The following is a 17,453-nucleotide window of genomic DNA, read 5'->3' as shown; positions in this document are numbered from 1 at the left end:
CTTCGCTGCCGGCTAAGAAGGCTGGCCGCGCGGGCCGGTCGTCGCCCAGAGTGGGCGCATGCCGACCCGCGTAGCCGTCCTGTCCGACATCCACGGAGTCCTGCCGGCCCTGGAGGCGGTGCTCGCCGAACCCGAGGTGAGCGCCGCCGACCGGATCGTGCTCACCGGCGACATCGCCTGCGGGCCGCAACCCGCCGAGGTGCTCGACCTGTTGGCCGACCTCGGCGAGCGCGTCGTGTGGATCGGCGGCAACGCCGACCGCGAGCTCGTCGAGCAGCGGTCGGGTCGGGGCGGCCCGGCCCCCTACCCGATCACCTCCTGGGCCGCCGACCGGCTCCGCGCGGACCAGGTGGCCCGGCTCGCCGCGCTGCCGACGTCTCGCACGCTGGACGTCCCCGGCCTGGGGCGGACGCTGTTCTGCCACGCCACGCCGCGCGACGACGAGGAGGTCGTCCTGGTCGACTCCCGGCTCGACCGCTGGCGGGAGGTCTTCGACGGGTTGGACGCGGACGTCCGCACCGTGGTCTGCGGCCACACCCACATGCCGTTCGTCCGGCTGGCCCACGGCCGGTTGGTGGTCAACCCGGGCAGCGTCGGCATGCCGTACGGCCGGGCCGGCGCGCACTGGGCCCTGCTGGGTCCTGGCGTCGAACTGCGCACCACGGCCTTCGACATCGACGCGGCCGTCGCCCGCCTCGGCCGGGAGTCCGCCTTCCCCGGGATCGCCGAGTGGGCCGACTACCACCTGCGCGCCCGGGCCACCGACGCGGAGGCCCTGGCCGTCTTCGGGCCCCGGGACGGTCGCGCTCCCGCACCCGCGGGATAACGCCTGGCCATCCCCGCCTCCAGCGTCGATCCCGTACGCATGACCACGGCACAGAAGCGCGCGGACCTGTTCCTCCCGCCCGAGGACGACTCCCGCGAAGGTGGCCCCACGCTGGGCGACGAGCGGGCGACACTCGTCGAGTATCCGCGCTACCAGCGGCTGGCGCTGGAGGTCAACGGCCCGGGATTAGAAGTCCTGGGCTTGCGTAACGGGCGCCACTGGCTGTGGTGCCGCGTTCGCGTCCTGTCCCTTGCCCGGGTTCGGGGCATGGGTCTGGGGCGGTTGACGGCGCCCCGCGTCGCCACAACTCCCGCGCACGGGCGCGGATGTCGCGGGAGCCGTTCCGGTCCGCGTGCGCAACGACGCCGCGGTTCCGGCACGCGAACCGGGCCTGGGAGACCCGGTTCGCCTTGTCGATGTGCCCGCACTCGGCGCAGGTGCGGGAGGTGTACGCCGAGCCGACCCAGCCGGCCGGGCAGAACCCCGACCCTGGCGAGACGACGCCCCTGACACCGCCGTCCGCCGGAAACGACGCGCCATCCACCCCGGCGAGCCCCTCCCACAGCCGACGCCCACGCACCACCAACGACTCCTCGGCCACGCCGCCGTCATGACACCGGCCCGTCGGCGACCCGTTGGCGTACGGCAGGACCGCCGCCCTGACGCGGACCGGGCGCGAAGCGTACGTCCCGACCGGCTTTCGTGACATCCTGCCTCGGGTGAGTGACGGAATCAGCCGGGGCGGCGGGCTCGACGGGGGGCGGGTGCGTGAGGCGCTCGGGCTCGGGCAGCGCAAGGAGTTCGAGGACGAGTTCGCGTTCGCGTTGCGCGGGGTGCGGATCACCTACGAGGTGGAGCCGCTGGCCGAGGTCGTCCGCACCTGGTGGGAGGTGACGGGCGGCGACCAGGACGTGGTCGACGCCGACCGGCACCGGTCGCAGCGGGACGCCGCCATCACGCGTCGACCGCGGCGCCCCCGGCAGGAGCCGACCCGGTGGGTCGACCGCACCGGGCCCGCCGTCTACGCCGCGCTCGCGCGCGACGACCGGGCGCGGTTCGCGCTGGACTTCGAGGGGGCCGCCGACCGGGCGGAGCGCGGCTTCGACCACCGGCACCTGCTGCTGGTCGTCCACGACTGGTGGACCACGGCGTGCCGGAACGCCAACCCCGAGCACGTCGCCCAGGACCAGGAGCTGGCCCGCCGGATCGAGTCCGGCGACCTCAGCATGTTGGCCCGGGACGACGGGCAGCCATAGGAAGTGATCTACGACATTCGCTACGTCGACGTGGCGAAGCGGCAGCGGGACGCGCTGCCGCGCACGGCACGAGCCGCCTTCGACAGCACGGTGACGGAGCTGCGCCGTGCCCCCTACGACCTCGCCCACAAGGGCCGCGACGGCATCTGGTGGCGCGACTTCGGCTCCGGCGGGCAGATCATGTACCTCATCTCCGACCACATCATCACCATCACCGTCCTCCGCGTCACCCACCTCTAACGATTGTCGGAGGCCCACGCGTGACCTACGGCCGGGGGCCGGGTCACCAGCAACGGCGCCGCTGTCGATCGTGAAGCATCTGGACGGCGCATGGGCCGGTCGCGTTCGGTAGCCGGTCGGTCGGCATCTCAGTACGTCGGGGCTCAATGCGTTACTCGGATCCAGCAGCTACTGACGTCTCATCCTCCACTCCAACCGGACTATGGTGCCTCACCAGGAACGGCGCGAACTGCGACTACCAGCAGCACGTGCCGGCATCCGCCCCTGAACCATGGGGGGAGGTCACCCAGAATCGTTACAGCGTCGTGAACGCCTCCCGCTTGTCCCGTTGATGCGACGCACTCATCGCAAAGGTTGAGGCCTGATCTCGTGCGCTCATAGTCGATCGGAGTACGGGATCACGGAGGAGCCGCCTGTATGTTCGACAGTCGGCCCAGGGTGAGTTGGTGAGCGAGAGTGGCGCATCGAGCCAGGAGGTCAACGCGCCTGCCGAGGCGGCCGGAGAGCCTGGCAAGGAAAAACTTCTGAGGACGTGTAACGGAATCGGCACCATCAAGCCCGTACTGATCAAGTGCCGCCTCATTCGGAAGCGGCCCTACCGATCGCGAGGCGATGTGGTGATCGACCCGTATTCCCTCCTGCTTCTGGGCGTAGGCGCGTCCGTGATAACCCGTCTTGGCGCCGCCGCAGCCGAGATTTGGACGCTGCGTGAGCGCGCCCGCGTGGCAGCCACGCTGCCAGAAGGGGCTGTGCTGGGAGAGCACAGCAGGGACGGGGCGACGTGGTTCATCCTCTTGCAAGGCGCTGAGCCAGCTCGGGTGAAAGGTAACGAGGTTGACCAGTAACGCTGCAAGCGGCGGCTGCGACAAGTCGAGCGGGGTCACGGTGTCCGACCTGGGGGACGACTTCTGGGAGAAGGACCTCTTCGGGTTCGTGCAGAGGCTGTTGGACTCTTCGGGCGTTCCTTCAGGGCGACTTGACGCCGATGACGTGGTGCAAGCTGTCTGGTTGGCACTGCATACCGCTACCACGCCCATTACATGGGCCGACAGGTACGCCTACACTGTGGCTCGGCGAACGATTGTCCGGGCCGCCCTCGAAGGCCGCCGTTTCACTTCGTCGCTTTCGGCCCCGGATGACGCACTCCTTCATGAAGAGCCGCACGCGCGTGAGGAGGAGTGGAACTCCCCAGTCGAGCGCCGGCTGTTGGAGCGCGAGCTGGAGATCGCGATCGCCGCTGGCAAACTTCGGCTGACCTCATTGCAGCGCACCGTGGTCGAGGAAACCGTGGAACAGGGGCTTCCCCGTTCAGAGATCGCCGCGCGTCTGGGAGTGCGTGTGGGGACGATCTCGGCCCATCGCGCCCGGGCGCTGTGCAAGCTTCACGACCACTTGTCCGCCCTCCTCTTCGGCTGGATCCTCGTGCTGGGTTGCATCGCCTTCGGCCTCCTGACAAGTTCGCCGGTTACGATGGCAGGTGGGGGGGGCTGTCTGCTGGCTCTCCTCGTCGAGCACTCGAGAAGAGTGCTGAAGCCACAATGGCCAGGGCGCCGGCGGCAAGGCCGGTCGTCAACTGCGGCAGCTTCCTCAGAGAGGGAGAGGTGCGTCTGCGGCAGGTGGTGGATCGGATGGCTCCAGGCCATCGCACTCCTGGCTGTCTTCGTGGGGGCCGTGGTGCTGGTGGCTGTCAGTCGCTCCATTGACGGCACTCCCGGACTGGATTACGCATCTGGAGACGAGCCAGGACTTGACCGCACTGACTGGAAATGCCTTGAGAACTACCCACGGTGCCCGGGGAACGACTGGTGGTGGGTGCTGCCCTCCGACGAGTCGGTGAATGCCATGCTCATCTTGGAGGAGGGCGAAGCATTTAACGCCTTGCAGGGTGAACTGCTGCTGGAGAACGCTTGCAAGGGCGTCAAAGTGCGGTGGTCTCTCCTGGCTGGCTCTCAGCAGGTCGCTTTCGGCAGCTTGACCAGCGGCCATCCACGGGGGCTCACCGAGCCCCTTCCAGCGGGAACCCAGAACCTGCTCTTGAACGTGGAGCGCACCGATTCGGAGGACTGCTCGGCCCAGCTCAGATGGGCGCAAGCCGGCTTGCGGTGAACCCGCGCCGGCTCGCCGCCTCATCACCCCTCCGACACATCACGTGTTGGAGGGGCCTTCGGCTGTGGAGGATGTCTTCCACTGCCGCTTTCGAATCTCGCCGGCCAGCCTGCCAGTTGTCAGACCCGTGTGCTGTGCTTGGTGGTGCACGCAACAGCGGGCAGTCAGGGAGGGCGCGGCGATGGACAGGGCGGGGTGGCGGCCGTTTCTGGAGCGGTGGAGTCGGGAGTGGGGCCTGGTGGAGGCCGGTGAGTCCGGCGAATGGCTCGGGTTCGGGCCGGCGTCGGAGGAGGCCGTGGCGGCGGCCGAGGCGCGGCTCGGGCGGCGGCTGCCGCCGTCGCTGCGGGAGTTCCTACTGGTCACCGACGGCTGGCGGGACGCGGGCCCCTTCATCTACCGGCTCGCGGGGGCCGGGGAGTTGGCTTGGTTGCGGGACACCGGGGACGACCACTGGATCGAGGCGTACTCGGGCGAGGACGACGAGGACGGCGCGGACGAGTTCGGCGACGGTGCGTTGCTGCGGCGCACGCTGCGGCTCTCGCTCGACGGGGACTCGGCGCTCATGCTGCTCGATCCCGAGGAGGTGGACGAGCGCGGCGAGTGGCAGGCGTACTGGCTGTCGTCGTGGTCCGGGGAGGGTCCTGAGCCGCGTGGTTCGTTCCACGACCTGATGTACGGCGCGTACACCTCGTTCCACCGGCTCGGGCAGCCGGACGACGAGGGGCGAGACCGGTGTGACGAGGGGGTCGAGCGGGGCAGGTCGGCGGCGCTGGCCGGCGATCCCGAGGGGGCGTTGGCGGAGCTGGCGCGGCCGGTCCGCTTCGGCCGGTGGCGGGCCGAGCTGCTGCGCTGGCAGCTTCTCGTCTTCCTCGGCGACTGGCGGAGCATCCCCTTGCGGCACGTCGTGGCGTTCGGCGGCAACGCGGAGTTGGTGGAGCGGGATCCGTTCTTCGTGCGGGAGTTGTTGCCGCTCCTGTTCGCCCGCCGGGAACAGGGCGTGATCGACTACCTGTCGATGCTCAGGGGCGTGGCGGCCGATGCCGTCGGCGATTTCGAGGCGCGGCGGCGCGAGCCCGGGTTCCGAATACCCCTGGGGAACGCGGAGTTCGACGCCGTGGCGCGGGGCGTCGCGGACCGGTTGGCGGCGGAGCCGGATCCGGCGGCGCGGCGGCGGCTCGGCGACGCGCTCTGGCCCGAGCTGCGGGACGCGATGGCGCGGTGGCGGCCGGTGAGCGAGCACCACGTGGCGCCCGTGGTGCTGCTGGCCGAGCCGGTGCTGGGCGAGCTGATCACCCCCGAGCGGGGGCGGGAGTTGCTCGCCCAGCCACGCGGCCAGGAACTGTGATCACCTACCAGTCGTGGACGGTGCCGTCCGTCAGCCGGTTCACCGGCAGGTACGCCTGCTGGTAGGGGAAGCTGGCCGCGGCCGCGTCGTCGAGGGTGACGCCGAGACCGGGGGTGTCGGACGGGTGGAGGAGGCCGTTCTCGAACCGGTAGCTGGTGCGGAAGACCTCCAGCGTGTCGGTGGAGTGCCGCATGTACTCCTGGATGCCGAAGTTGTGGATGGCCAGGTCCAGGTGGAGGGCGGCGGCCTGGCCGACCGGGGAGATGTCGGTGGGGCCGTGCATGCCGGACTTGATGCCGTAGACGGCGGCCAGGTCGAGCAGCTTCTTCATCGCGGTCACGCCGCCGGTGTGGGTCACGGCGGAGCGCACGTAGTCGATGAGTCGTTCGGAGAGCAGGGTGGTGTAGTCGTGGACGTGGTTGAAGACCTCGCCGATCGCCAGGGGGGTGGTGGTGTGCTGGCGGATCAGCCGTAGCGCGGTCTGGTCCTCGCCGGGGGTGGCGTCCTCCAGCCAGAACAGGTCGTAGGGCTCGAGGGCCTTGCCCAGCTTGGCGGCCTGGATCGGGGTCATCCGGTGGTGGCCGTCGTGGAGGAGGGGGAGTTCCGGGCCGAACTCCGAGCGCACCGCCTCGAAGACGGTCGGGATGTGTCGCAGGTAGGCGCGGGTGTCCCAGGTCTCCTCGACCGGCACGGCGGTCGGGCGGGCCGGCTCGTAGTCGTAGCGTTCGCCGTCGCCGGCGGCCGAGGCGGCCACGCCGTAGACGGAGTCGAGGCCTGGGATGCCGGTCTGGATCCGGATCGCGCGGTAGCCGGCGTCGAGGTGGGCGCGGATGGAGTCGAAGAGCTCGGGTATGTCGCGGCCGGAGGCGTGGCCGTAGGCCAGGGCTCCGGTGCGGGAGGCGCCACCGAGCAGCTGGTAGAGCGGCATGCCGGCGGCCTTGGCCTTGATGTCCCACAGCGCCATGTCGACGGCGGCGATGGCGGCCATCGTGACGGGGCCGCGGCGCCAGTAGGCGCCCCGGTAGAGGTACTGCCAGGTGTCCTCGATCCGGCCGGCGTCCCGGCCGATCAGCAGCGGGATGACGTGGTCGCGCAGGTAGGAGTCCACGGACAGCTCGCGGCCGTTGAGGGTGGCGTCGCCAAGACCGGTGACGCCGTCCTCGGTGGTGATGCGCAGGGTGACGAAGTTGCGTCCCGGGCTGGTGACGATGGTCTCGACGGCGGTGATCTTCATGGGAAGAAGACTCCTCAGCGTGCGAGTTCGGCGACGACGACGCCGAACGGGGGCAGGTCCACGGTGGCCAGCTTCGCACCGTCGAGGTCGAGGAGGTGGCCGGCACCCACCAAGCTGGGGGTGGCGGTCAGCGGCTCGTCGTGCTGGCTGACGAACCAGGCGAAGGTCCGGCCGTCCTCGTGCGCCATCGTGCCGACCAGCACCCGCGGGTCGGCCACGGTGACCTCGGGGGCGACGCCCGCCTCGGCGGCCAGCGCCGCGTAGAGCCGCCAGGTCGGTTCGGGGTTGACGCGCGGGGTGACGGCGGCCATGTGCTCGATCGGGTAGGTGCACAGGACCAGTTGTCCCTCGCCGACGCGGCGGGTGAGCAGGGCCGGCCGGCCGTGGGAGTCGACGGCGATCACGTCGGCGCCGTCCGGCTCGACCGGCAGGTAGGTGCGGGAGTTCTCGGTGCCGGCGACCGCGAACACCAGTTCCTCGCCGGCCCGGATCGAGCCGAAGTCGCGCCGGAACACCATCCGCAGCTCGTCGTCCTCGATGGGGTCGGTCAGGCCGTAGCGCAGCGCCTTCCGCACCCCGAAGGTCTCGTCGAGCTTCGGCCACCAGGGTCCGCGCTGGTTGAGGTGCTCGCCGACGAAGTAGGAGGCGTAGACGGTCGCGCCGGCCGCCGCGCGGTCGGTGAGCGCCCGCCAGCCGGGGGCGGTGAGCTGCTTGGCGGACGGCAGCAGGTAGAGCGCGCAGTCGTCAGGCAGGCCGTCGGCCTCGCGGACCACGCCGACCGGCAGGTCGGCCTCGCGGGCGGCGACGTACGCCTGCCGGGTGTGGGCGAAGACGCTGGTGGCGTCCTCGGGTTGGGTGAAGGGGTACAGCTTCTCCAGGAAGGAGGAGACGACAAGCGCGACGGCGGTGTCGGGGCGGTGCAGCCGGCCGATGTCGACCCGCTTCAGGACGTCGGTGAAGCGCTTGACCTCGCGCAGCTGCTCCTTGGGCCGGCCGAGGTGGTCGGTGAGGCCGAAGTGCATCTCGAACGGGTGGTGGCTGTAGGGCTCCTGCTGGTACAGGTCGTCGTAGTCCGTGTTGTTCCACGGGATCCAGCCGGTGGCGCCGGCCAGCAGGGTGTTGTGCAGCACCTGCCGGTAGTAGTGCGCGGCGTTCTCCTCCGAGACGTAGTCGGAGGTCAGGCCGAACTCCTCCATGACGACGGGCAGTCCTTCGATGTCCAGCAGCTCGCAGATGAAGGCGGCGCCCAGGTGCTGGCGGACGGCGTCGGTCTCCATCCGGTAGACGTGCGGGCCGTGGAAGTCGATGAGTCCGGCCAGGTCGCGGACCCGGAAGCCGTTGTCGGCCCCTGTGACCTCGACGCCCCAGGCGCCGTCGCCGACCGAGACGGGCTGGGTGGCGCCGGCGGCGCGCAGCGCGTCGATCAGGGTGCGGGCCCAGGCGGTGACGGCGGCGTGGTCGACGGTGCCGATGCCGCGGGACTGCCAGTGGGCGTAGATCGGGATCTCGTTGGTGAGCAGCCAGCCGGCGACGGCCGGGTGGTCCTTCCAGCGGGCGCCGAGGGTGGCGACGTACCACTCCTGCTGGGCGACGAAGGAGGCGTCGGAGAAGATGTCGCGGCCGGCGCGCCAGGCCGGGTCCCAGTTCTGTCCTGACATGTGGCCGACGATGAAGGTGGGGATGGTGGTCATGCCGAGCGCCTGGTGGCGGTCGAGGAAGTCGTCGAAGTGGGCGAGGAGTTCGTCGTCCAGGGTGTTCTCGGCCGGCATGAAGTCGGGCCAGTAGAGGAAGGAACGGGTGAGCGTGATGCCGTGCTCCCGCATGGTGCGGAGTTCCTCGTCGATGACGTCGGGCTGGTAGTTCCGCCACATCAGGGGGCCGCCGGTGCGGGACCAGTAGTTGACCCCGACCCAGACGACGGCCTCGCCGCCGTTGGTGCCGTCGTCCCGGAGCTTCGTCGCGTTACGCCTCATCGATCGTTCCCGTTCCCTTCCCTGTGAGACATCCCGCCAGGTATATCGTTTTACTAATCCGCTGTCGAGGCCGCTGCTACGGTGGTGCACTTCACGCCACGGCCGGCAGACCGGGTGGACCGGGATAGCGGTGACGAACGGGGGATAGCGGGTGACGAACGGGTGACAGACCGGAACGTCAAGCGGAGCGCGAGGCGCGGGCCCGCCGCCAAGCCGACGATCGCCGACGTGGCCGCGCTCGCGGGGGTCTCCGTCTCGGCCGTCTCCAAGGTGGTCAACGGCCGCTCCGGGATCTCGGCGCCGACCAGGCAGCGGGTGCTCGACGCGGCCGACAAGCTGCGCTGGTCCCCCTCGGTGACGGCGGTGGCGCTGCGCGGCGCCCGCACCCGCGCCATCGGCATGGTGGCCGGCCGGGCCTCCGACGTGCTGGCGACCGACCCGCACTTCACGGTGCTGATCTCCGGCATCGAGCGGGAGTTGGCCCCGGTCGACCACGGGCTGCTGCTGCACATCGTCGGCGAGGAGCCGGGCGCCGAGGAGCGCGCCTACCGGCGGCTGGCCGAGGAGCGGCGGGTGGACGGCGTCATCCTGACCGAGTCGCGGATCGGCGACCCCCGGTTCGAGCTGCTGCGCCAACTCCGGTTGCCGGCCGTGCTGGTGGGTGTGCCCTGGCAGTCCGATCCGGTGGTCTCGGTGCAGGCCACCGAGCAGGAGGCGGGGGTGCGGGCCGCGGTGCGGCACCTCGCGGAGCTGGGGCACCGCAGGGTCGCCTACGTCTCGGGGCCCGAGGACCGGGTGCACACCGTCTTCCGGCGGCGGGTCTTCGAGTCGGCCCTCGCCGAGTTCGGCCTGCGCCCCGGCCGGGTGCTCATCTCCGAGTTCACCGCCCAGGGCGCGGTGGCGGCCACCGAGGAGTTGCTGGCGCCGCCGGTCGAGGAGCGACCCACGGCCGTGCTGTTCGCCAACGACACGATGGCGGTGGCGGCGATGAACGCGGCCCGCCGGCTGGGCGTCGAGGTGCCGCGGGACCTCTCGGTGATCGGCTACGACGACCTGCCGCTCGGCGAGCTGGTCTATCCGCGGCTCACCACCATCGGCCAGGACCTCGTCCGGCTCGGCCGGGCGGCGGTGGCCGCGATGTTCCGGCTGCTCGACCCCGACCGGGCCGTCGCCGAGCCGCCGCCGCTGCGCCCGCCCGAGCTGGTGGTCCGCGAGTCGACGGGGCCGGCGGCCCGGCCGTGACCGCCCTGTTCGGCACGGAGATCGCGCCGGGCGCCGTGCACCTGCCAGGCTGGCTCGACACGGAGCGGCAGCGGGAGCTGGTCGCGGCCTGCCGCGCCTGGGCGACCGGCCCCGTCCCGATGCGGCACACACGGCTGCCGCTCGGCGGGGTGATGTCGGTGCGCACGGTGTGCGTGGGCTGGCACTGGCAGCCCTACCGCTACACCCGCACCGCCGACGACGTGAACGGCGCGCAGGTGGTCGAGTTCCCCGACTGGCTACGGGAGTTGGGCCGCGAGGCGATAGCCGACGCCTACCGGGACCCGGCCGCCGGCGCCGCCTACGCGCCGGACGCCGCGCTGGTCAACTTCTACGACGACGCGGCGCGGATGGGGATGCACCAGGACAAGGACGAGCGCTCGCTCGCCCCGGTCGTCTCGCTCTCCGTCGGCGACACCTGCGTCTTCCGGTTCGGCAACGTGGAGAACCGCAACCGCCCCTACACGGACGTCGAGTTGGCCTCCGGCGACCTGTTCGTCTTCGGCGGCCCCTCGCGCCTCGCCTACCACGGCGTCACCAAGGTCCACCCCGGCACCGCGGACCCGGCCACCGGCCTGCGCGCCGGACGGCTCAACGTCACCCTGCGGACGACGGGCCTCACCGCGGCCTGACGCGGCTACCAGCCGAGCGGGCGGCCGTCGCGGAAGAGGCCGCCGCGCGGTCCGTCGTCGGGCAGCGTCGCGGCCCAGACGACGCCGGGGGCGCTGTCCTCGACCGGCCGCGCGCCGCGAAGCTCGGCGCCGGGGACCGTGGCGGTGACGTCGGGGCACACCGCGTTCACGATGATCGGGGTGTCGGCCAACTCCGCGGCGAGCACGGCGGTCATGGCGTTCAGCGCCGCCTTGCTGACGCCGTGGATCGCGGCCGCGCCGCCGAACACGGCGAAGCCGTAGCGGTCGTCCGCGTGCGACCCCGCGCCCGAGCTGACGTTGACGATGCGCGGATGGGCCGAGCGCCGCAGCAGCGGCAGGAACGCCTGCGTCATGCGCCAGGTGCCGAACAGGTTGACCCGCATCACGTCGGCGGCGGCGTCGAGATCGGCGCCGGTGACCGTGTCCTTCACCGTCTCGCCCGGGTGGGCGGCGGCGTTGTTGACGAGGATGTCCAGCCGGCCCGACGACTCGGCGATCGCCTCGACGGCGGCCGCCACCGACGCCTGATCCGTGATGTCCAGGCCGGTCGGGAGGGCCCTGACCCCGTCGGCGTCGCGCACGGCGGCGGCGACCTTCTCGGGATCTCGCGCGCCGGCGTAGACCTGCGTTCCGTGCGCGGCGAGTTGACGGGCGACCTCGAGGCCGAGCCCGTGGCCAGCCCCGGTGACCAGCGCCACGGCGGTGTGCCCCGGTCGGCTCATGACTCCACTCCCCCGACGCTCGGGCCTTTCTCGGACGGGACGGACGGGACGGACGGGACGGACGGGACGGACGGGACGGACGGGACGGACGGGACGACGAGTTCGTCGGCGACCCAGCGGGCGACGCCGGGTGGGTAGGGGGTCGGCAGGCCGAGGACGACGTGGCGGAAGCCGGCGTCCAGCGCCTCGGCGATCGCCTTCCTGACGGCGTCGGGCCGGTCGTAGGAGACGGGCAGGTGGAGGGAGCGGGTGATCGACGCGGGGTCGCGGCCGATCTCGGCGCAGTAGCGGTCGAGGAGCCGGCCCCGCTGGACGGCGTCGTCGATGTCGCCGCCCGGGATGTTCCACAGGTCGGCGTGCTCGGCGACCACTCGCAGCGTCGCCGCCGACCGGCCGCCGATCAGGATCGGCGGGTGGGGGCGCTGGACGGGCTTGGGGTTGCCGAACGCGCCGGTGAGCCGCAGTTGTTCGCCGTGGAAGTCGAACGGCGCCTCCGCCGTCCACAGCCGCCGGATCACCGTGCACGCCTCGGCGAGTGCGCCCACGGCGTGCGCGGTGTCGTGGAACGGCAGGCCGTGCGCCTCGTACTCGCGGCGGGCCAGCGGGTGGCTGGGGCGTGAGCCGACGCCGATGCCGAAGTCGAGCCGGCCGCCGGAGACGATGTCGACGGTGGTGGCGATCTTGGCCAGCATCGCGGGCGGCCGGAACCGGTTGCTGGTCACCAGCACGCCGAGCCGCAGCCGCCGGGTGTGGGCGGCGAGGGCCGAGAGCAGGGTCCAGCCTTCGAGGATCGGCCCGTCCAGCTCGCCGGCGATCGGCAGCAGGTGGTCGAACAGCCAGGCGTGCTCGATCTCCGGGATCGCGTCCGCCTCGCGCCAGACCCGCAGGAGGTCGCCGTAGTCGACCCCCTGGGGCGCGGTCATGATCCCGAAGCGGGGCGGGGGCGTGTGCGGCATGGGGTGCCTCCGTTCCTTGGCATGGGTGGGTGCCGGGGTCCGGGCGCTCTGCCATGATGGCCGTGACCGAGCAACCGGAACACCGTCCCGTTTGACGATACGGAACAGCGTCCCGGTTAGCAAGCACGACCACGGCACCAGAGGGAGCGCACCATGGGTGAAGGCGAAGGCGAGGGGCGGCCGAAGCGGGCGGACGCGCGGCGCAACCAGGAGTCGCTACTGGAAGCGGCCGCCGCGCTCTTCGTCACGTCGGGCGTGACGGTGCCGGTGCGCGAGGTCGCGGCCCGGGCCGGCGTCGGCACGGCCACGATCTACCGCCACTTCCCGACCCGCGCGGACCTGATCATCGCCGTCTACCGGCACCAGGTCGAGGCGTGCGCCGAGGCCGGCCCGGCGCTGCTGGCGTCGGCCCCCACCCCCTTCGCCGCGCTGGAGGGCTGGATCGACCGCTTCGTCGACTTCCTGGTCACCAAGCACGGACTCGCCGACGTGCTGCGGTCGGACGCCGCCGGATTCGCGGCGCTGCACGCCCACTTCCTCGACCGGCTGGTGCCCGTCTGCGCCCAACTGCTCGCCGCCGCGGCCGAGTCCGGCGAGATCCGGTCCGACGTCGAGGCGTTGCAGCTCATGCGCGGCGTCGGCAACCTCTGCATCGGCGCGGCCGACGATCCCCGCTACGACGCCCGCCGCCTGGTCGCGCTCCTCGTCGCGGGACTCCGCCACACCGCGCGCTGACCACCGCTCCCGAACCTCAACTCCCCCACTCAGGCGGCAGCTTGACGCCGCTATTCTCTCAGGGAATAGTGGCCGGCATGTCACTGGCGGCCAACGTGCTGCTCGGCCTCCTCACCACCGGGCCGCAGCACGGCTACGAACTCAAGAAGGCGTACGACGCCCGTCTGCCCCGGGCCAGACCACTGGCGTTCGGCCAGGTCTACGGCACGCTCGGCAGGCTCCAGAGGGACGGCCTGGTGGCCGAGGCCGGTCGGGACCGCGAAGGCGGGCCCGACCGCACGCTGTTCGACATCACCGACGCCGGCCGCGCCGTGCTCGGCGACTGGCTCGACACGGTCGAACCGCCCGCCCCCCACGTGTCGAGCGCCCTGCTCGCCAAGGTCGTCGTCGCGCTGATCGCCGACGGCGACGAGCGGGCCCGCGGCTATCTGACGGCCCAACGAGCCGCCCACACCGCCCGGTTGCGGGAGCTGACCGCGTTGAAGACCGCCCCCGGGGCATCCCTCGGCGACGTGATCGCCGCCGACCTCGCCATCGTCCATCTCGACGCCGACCTGCGCTGGTTGCGCACCACGCTGGACCGGGTCGCCGAACTGCACCGGGAGGTGCGCTGATGACGCTGCTCCAGGCACGCGCCGTCGTGAAGTCCTACGGTCCTACGCCCGCGCTGCGCGGCATCGACCTCGACCTCGAAGCGGGCCGGATCCTCGCCGTCACCGGGCCGAGCGGCTGCGGAAAGTCGACCCTGCTGCACTGTCTGGCCGGCATCCTGCCGCCCGACTCGGGCGAGGTGCGCTACCGCGGCCGGCGGCTCGACGAGGCGTCCGAGGCCGAGCGGTCCAGGCTGCGCCGCGGCGAGTTCGGGGTGCTGTTCCAGTTCGGCATGCTGGTCCCCGAGTTGACGGCCGCCGAGAACGTCGCGCTGCCGCTGCTGCTCGCCGGCGGCGGCCGGCGGGAGAGCCGCGCCACCGCGCTCGACTGGCTCGGCCAGCTCGGCGTCGAGGAGTTGGCCGACACCCTGCCGGGCGAGATGTCCGGCGGCCAGCAGCAACGGTGCGCCGCCGCCCGCGCGTTGGTGACCGAGCCGAGCGTGCTCTTCGCCGACGAGCCGACCGGCGCCCTCGACACCCTGGTCGGCGAACGGCTGCTCGGCCTGGTTGTCGGCCTGGCCAGGGAGCGGGGCATGAGCGTGGTGCTGGTGACACACAGCGCCACCGTCGCCGCCTACGCGGACGAGGAGTTGGTCCTGCGGGACGGCGCCGTCGACCCGAGCGGGCTCGGCATGTCCACCGGCGCCGCGCGATGAGCGCCGTCGGCGTGACGCCGCCGGCCGCCCGCCCCAGGAGCGGCCCGCTGGGCGTCGAGATGCGGCTGTCCTTCCTGGCCAGGCTGGCGCTCGCCGGCACCAGGACCGACGTGCTGCGCGTGGTCCTCACCGCCGTCAGCGCCGCGCTCGCCACGGTGGCCCTGCTGGCCGCCGCCACGGTGCTCGCCATCGGGCCGCCGCCCGACGGCGCCATCGAGAACGCCGGGTACACCAGCGCGCTGCTGCGCGAACCCGGGCTGCGCCCCGGCGTCGCGGTCACCCTGCTGCTGCTGACGCTCCCGGTGCTGGCGCTCGCCGGCCAGTGCGCCAGGATCGGCGCCCCGGCCCGCGACCGGCGGCTCGCCGCGATCCGGCTGGCCGGCGGCACGCCGCGGCAGACCGTCGCGGTCGCCGTCGCCGAGACCGGCGGCGCCGCCCTGCTCGGCACCCTGGCCGGCTCCGCGATCCACCTGGCCGCCAGGGAACTGCTCCACCGCCCCCACGCGGACGGCCGGCTGACGTTGCCCACCGACGTGACGGTGCCGCTCCTCGGCCACGCCGCCATCGTCCTCGGCGTGCCGCTGCTCGCGATGCTCGCCGCGGCCCTGCTGCTGCGGCGGGTCACCGACTCCCCCCTCGGGGTGCGCCAGCGCGCCTCCCGGCCGGCCCCCGGCCCAGGGCCCGGCGTGCTGATCCTCCTCGGCCTCGGCGGCTACCTGGTCCTGCTGCCCACCGTCGGCCGCGAAGCCGCCGACTGGGTGCCCGTGGTGGTGCTCGCCGGCTCCCTGCTGACGACGCTCGGCGTGGTCCTCGGCGTCGGCTGGATCTCGGCGACCAGCGGCCGGCTGCTGCACAGGTTCGCCAGGCGGCCGGCCACGCTGCTGGCCGCGCGCGACCTGATGGCCGACCCCTGGCACGGCAGCCGCACCCTGGCGGCCCTGCTGGCCGCACTCGTCATCGGCGCCGGCGCCCAGTCCGCGCGCGCCCAGTTCATCGCCCAGGACGAGGCGTACGACGAGGCCAATCGCGTCTACGCGGAGCTGACCGGCCAGTCCGAGGAGCTCATGTCCTTCGACTCCGCCTTCTACGTCGGCGCCACGGACCTGATCAGCCTGGCCATCCTCGTCAGCCTGGCCCTGGCGACCGGCGGCCTGCTGGTGGCTCTCGTGGAGCGGGTGTTCTCGCAACGCCGCACCCACAGCGCCCTGTTGGCCACCGGGGTGCCGCGCGGGGTGCTGGCCGGGGCGGTCGCCTGGCGGGTGCTGACGCCGGCGCTGCCGGCCATCGCGCTGGCCCTGGGCAGCGGAGCGGTGCTGGGGCGGGGCTTCTTCGGCACCGAGGTCTCCTCGGGGCAACAGGGGTTCGACATCTGCGACGGCCCGGCCGCCGCCTGCGCCGATCCGGAGAGCGCCGCCGTGCCCCCGCGCTTCACCCCGGTGGAGCTGCCGGAGGTGGTGCGGGCGATCGACATCCCGTACGCGGGTCTCGGCCTGCTGGGCGCGGCCGCCACTGCGCTCGTCGTCGGCACCGTCGTCGTCGCGGCGTACTGCCTGCGGCGCAGTGCCGCGCCGGCTGAGCTGCGAAGCGCCTGACCGGCACGGGCTTCCCGACGAGCGCTTGCCCCACGGGGCGCGCGGATGGCCGGCCGCCGGCCGGCGGGGGCCGAGCGCGCAGTTCCCCGCGCCCCTTACGGGGCGCGGTACTGTCCCGCCGGCGGGCTGGGTGACAATGGCGCGTGTGCGCCATCGACAGGTCGGTATCGGAGAGCTGACGGAACCGCCCGCCGTGGCGGTGGTGATCGACGTGATGCGCGCGTTCACCGTGACCGCCTGGGCCTTCGCGCGGGGCGCGGAGCGGATCGCGCTCGCGGCTTCCGACGACGAGGCGTTGGCCCTCAAGCGGGCCCACCCGGAGTGGCTCGCCGTGAAGGACGGCGCCCCCGCGCCCGGCTTCGACGCCGTCAACTCCCCCGTGCTGATGGCGGAGCGGGATCTCACCGGCCGGACGCTGGTGTTGCGGACGACCGCCGGGTCGGTCGGGGCGCGGGCCGTGGAGGACTCCCCACTCGTGCTGTGCGCGAGCTTCGTGGTGGCGGACGCGACGGCCCGCTTCCTGCGGGCCCGCGAGGTGCGGGAGGCCACCTTCGTCGTCACCGGCGACGAGGGCCGGGCCGAGGAGGACCGGGCCTGCGCCGAGTACATCGGACGGCGCGTCGGCGACGAAGGGGTCGACGCGGCACCGTACCTCGCCCGCGCCCGGGCCTCCGACGCGGCGGCCGACCTCACCAACGGCGTACGGCGCGGCGCGCACCCCGACGACGTCGCGTTCTGTCTGGACGCCGACCGGTTCCCGTTCGCGATGGTCGCCGGCCGGGAGGACGGGCTGCTGGTGCTACGGCCCGTGCCCACCGCCGGCTAGGACGGCTCAGGGGTTGGGAGCTGTTGTCCGTTGGCTGCGGGTGAGTGTGTTCTGGCGCGTGTTGGTGTGTGTCCTGGGCTTGGCACCTGTGAAGTCTTCGGTGGGAGACGGGTGTTCTTTGGTCGAATGCGTGACCTTTGTGGGGGGTGGTCGTTGGACGTGGTGGCAGGGGTTTCGGTTTGTGGGTGGGGGTGTCGGGGTGGGTGGGCTGCGGGAGTTGGCGGTGTCGTTCGTGGTGCCTGGCGCTTCGGGGGTCGCGATCCGTGACCGGCTCAGGGCCCTCACTGTCGCGGACGAGCGGGTGCTGTGCTTGGTCGGTGACCATTTGGGCATGCTGGCGTCCCGGGATCTGAAGGTGCGGTGCGCGGCTGGCACGGAGCACGACACCGAGCGGTGGGCGGAGCGCAAGCGCGCCCTCACCCA

General features: G+C 72.4%; 18 protein-coding genes and 1 pseudogene. 14 read left to right on the top strand and 5 right to left on the bottom strand.

The genetic code is table 11. From position 1 onward, the window contains the following. Positions 1-58 precede the first annotated feature (58 nt). Positions 59-826, top strand: a complete 768-nt coding sequence (locus ACYVPE_RS29265; protein ID WP_461036750.1) for a metallophosphoesterase family protein — start codon at positions 59-61, stop codon at positions 824-826. 172 nt (positions 827-998) lie between these two features. Here the strand turns inward: ACYVPE_RS29265 and ACYVPE_RS29260 are convergent, their stop codons facing one another. Next, positions 999-1,535, bottom strand: a complete 537-nt coding sequence (locus tag ACYVPE_RS29260; RefSeq protein ID WP_461036749.1) for a zinc ribbon domain-containing protein — start codon at positions 1,533-1,535, stop codon at positions 999-1,001. A gap of 10 nt (positions 1,536-1,545) precedes the next feature. On the opposite strand from ACYVPE_RS29260, the gene ACYVPE_RS29255 reads away from it, so the two are divergent. The 5 genes from ACYVPE_RS29255 (at position 1,546) to ACYVPE_RS29235 (ending at position 5,773) form a co-directional block, all read left to right on the top strand. Further along, positions 1,546-2,082 carry a DUF6247 family protein gene (locus ACYVPE_RS29255; RefSeq protein ID WP_461036748.1) on the top strand — a complete coding sequence of 179 codons (537 nt, stop codon included), beginning with the start codon at positions 1,546-1,548 and terminating at the stop codon, positions 2,080-2,082. Between the two features lie 3 nt (positions 2,083-2,085). After that, positions 2,086-2,322 carry a hypothetical protein gene (locus tag ACYVPE_RS29250; protein WP_461036747.1) on the top strand — a complete coding sequence of 79 codons (237 nt, stop codon included), beginning with the start codon at positions 2,086-2,088 and terminating at the stop codon, positions 2,320-2,322. A 446-nt stretch (positions 2,323-2,768) separates the two neighbouring features. Continuing rightward, positions 2,769-3,167, top strand: a complete 399-nt coding sequence (locus ACYVPE_RS29245) for a hypothetical protein (protein WP_461036746.1) — start codon at positions 2,769-2,771, stop codon at positions 3,165-3,167. After that, the gene (locus tag ACYVPE_RS29240; protein ID WP_461036745.1) at positions 3,157-4,428 is read left to right on the top strand and encodes a sigma-70 family RNA polymerase sigma factor; all 1,272 of its coding nucleotides are present in this window, start codon (positions 3,157-3,159) and stop codon (positions 4,426-4,428) included. The genes ACYVPE_RS29245 and ACYVPE_RS29240 overlap by 11 nt, the downstream gene beginning before the upstream one ends. 181 nt (positions 4,429-4,609) lie before the next feature. Continuing rightward, entirely contained in the window at positions 4,610-5,773 is a 1,164-nt protein-coding gene (locus ACYVPE_RS29235; RefSeq protein WP_461036744.1) for an SMI1/KNR4 family protein, read from the top strand. Between the two features lie 4 nt (positions 5,774-5,777). Here the strand turns inward: ACYVPE_RS29235 and manD are convergent, their stop codons facing one another. Together manD and ACYVPE_RS29225 are read right to left on the bottom strand one after the other, a co-directional pair. Next, positions 5,778-7,007 (bottom strand): D-mannonate dehydratase ManD, encoded by a 1,230-nt coding sequence (gene manD / locus ACYVPE_RS29230; protein WP_461036743.1) that lies wholly within the window; start codon positions 7,005-7,007, stop codon positions 5,778-5,780. Between the two features lie 14 nt (positions 7,008-7,021). Further along, complete coding sequence (locus tag ACYVPE_RS29225) at positions 7,022-8,980, bottom strand: glycoside hydrolase 5 family protein (RefSeq protein ID WP_461036742.1); 1,959 nt, start codon at positions 8,978-8,980, stop codon at positions 7,022-7,024. A 162-nt stretch (positions 8,981-9,142) separates the two neighbouring features. Between ACYVPE_RS29225 and ACYVPE_RS29220 the strand changes: the two genes are divergently transcribed. Further along, positions 9,143-10,222, top strand: a complete 1,080-nt coding sequence (locus ACYVPE_RS29220) for a LacI family DNA-binding transcriptional regulator (protein ID WP_461036741.1) — start codon at positions 9,143-9,145, stop codon at positions 10,220-10,222. Next, on the top strand, positions 10,219-10,872 hold the full coding sequence (locus tag ACYVPE_RS29215; RefSeq protein WP_461036740.1) for an alpha-ketoglutarate-dependent dioxygenase AlkB family protein: 654 nt from the start codon (positions 10,219-10,221) through the stop codon (positions 10,870-10,872). Before ACYVPE_RS29220 ends, ACYVPE_RS29215 begins: the two co-directional genes overlap by 4 nt. Positions 10,873-10,877: 5 nt before the next feature. Here the strand turns inward: ACYVPE_RS29215 and ACYVPE_RS29210 are convergent, their stop codons facing one another. Continuing rightward, positions 10,878-11,615 (bottom strand): SDR family NAD(P)-dependent oxidoreductase, encoded by a 738-nt coding sequence (locus tag ACYVPE_RS29210; RefSeq protein ID WP_461036739.1) that lies wholly within the window; start codon positions 11,613-11,615, stop codon positions 10,878-10,880. Then, on the bottom strand, positions 11,612-12,571 hold the full coding sequence (locus ACYVPE_RS29205; RefSeq protein ID WP_461036738.1) for an LLM class flavin-dependent oxidoreductase: 960 nt from the start codon (positions 12,569-12,571) through the stop codon (positions 11,612-11,614). The genes ACYVPE_RS29210 and ACYVPE_RS29205 overlap by 4 nt, the downstream gene beginning before the upstream one ends. Positions 12,572-12,724: 153 nt before the next feature. On the opposite strand from ACYVPE_RS29205, the gene ACYVPE_RS29200 reads away from it, so the two are divergent. The 6 genes and pseudogenes from ACYVPE_RS29200 to ACYVPE_RS29175 all read left to right on the top strand — a co-directional run. Beyond that, entirely contained in the window at positions 12,725-13,306 is a 582-nt protein-coding gene (locus ACYVPE_RS29200; RefSeq protein WP_461036737.1) for a TetR/AcrR family transcriptional regulator, read from the top strand. A 77-nt stretch (positions 13,307-13,383) separates the two neighbouring features. Next, positions 13,384-13,920 carry a PadR family transcriptional regulator gene (locus ACYVPE_RS29195; protein WP_461036736.1) on the top strand — a complete coding sequence of 179 codons (537 nt, stop codon included), beginning with the start codon at positions 13,384-13,386 and terminating at the stop codon, positions 13,918-13,920. After that, on the top strand, positions 13,920-14,612 hold the full coding sequence (locus tag ACYVPE_RS29190; RefSeq protein WP_461036735.1) for an ABC transporter ATP-binding protein: 693 nt from the start codon (positions 13,920-13,922) through the stop codon (positions 14,610-14,612). The genes ACYVPE_RS29195 and ACYVPE_RS29190 overlap by 1 nt, the downstream gene beginning before the upstream one ends. Next, positions 14,609-16,204 (top strand): hypothetical protein, encoded by a 1,596-nt coding sequence (locus ACYVPE_RS29185; protein ID WP_461036734.1) that lies wholly within the window; start codon positions 14,609-14,611, stop codon positions 16,202-16,204. The genes ACYVPE_RS29190 and ACYVPE_RS29185 overlap by 4 nt, the downstream gene beginning before the upstream one ends. 145 nt (positions 16,205-16,349) lie before the next feature. Beyond that, the gene (locus ACYVPE_RS29180; RefSeq protein ID WP_461036733.1) at positions 16,350-17,030 is read left to right on the top strand and encodes a 2-phosphosulfolactate phosphatase; all 681 of its coding nucleotides are present in this window, start codon (positions 16,350-16,352) and stop codon (positions 17,028-17,030) included. A 199-nt stretch (positions 17,031-17,229) separates the two neighbouring features. Further along, positions 17,230-17,453, top strand: a pseudogene (locus ACYVPE_RS29175) (IS200/IS605 family accessory protein TnpB-related protein); the annotation flags it as partial.

It is taken from the genome of Streptomyces mayteni, assembly GCF_054783955.1.
This window is presented reverse-complemented; position numbering and strand designations above follow the sequence as displayed.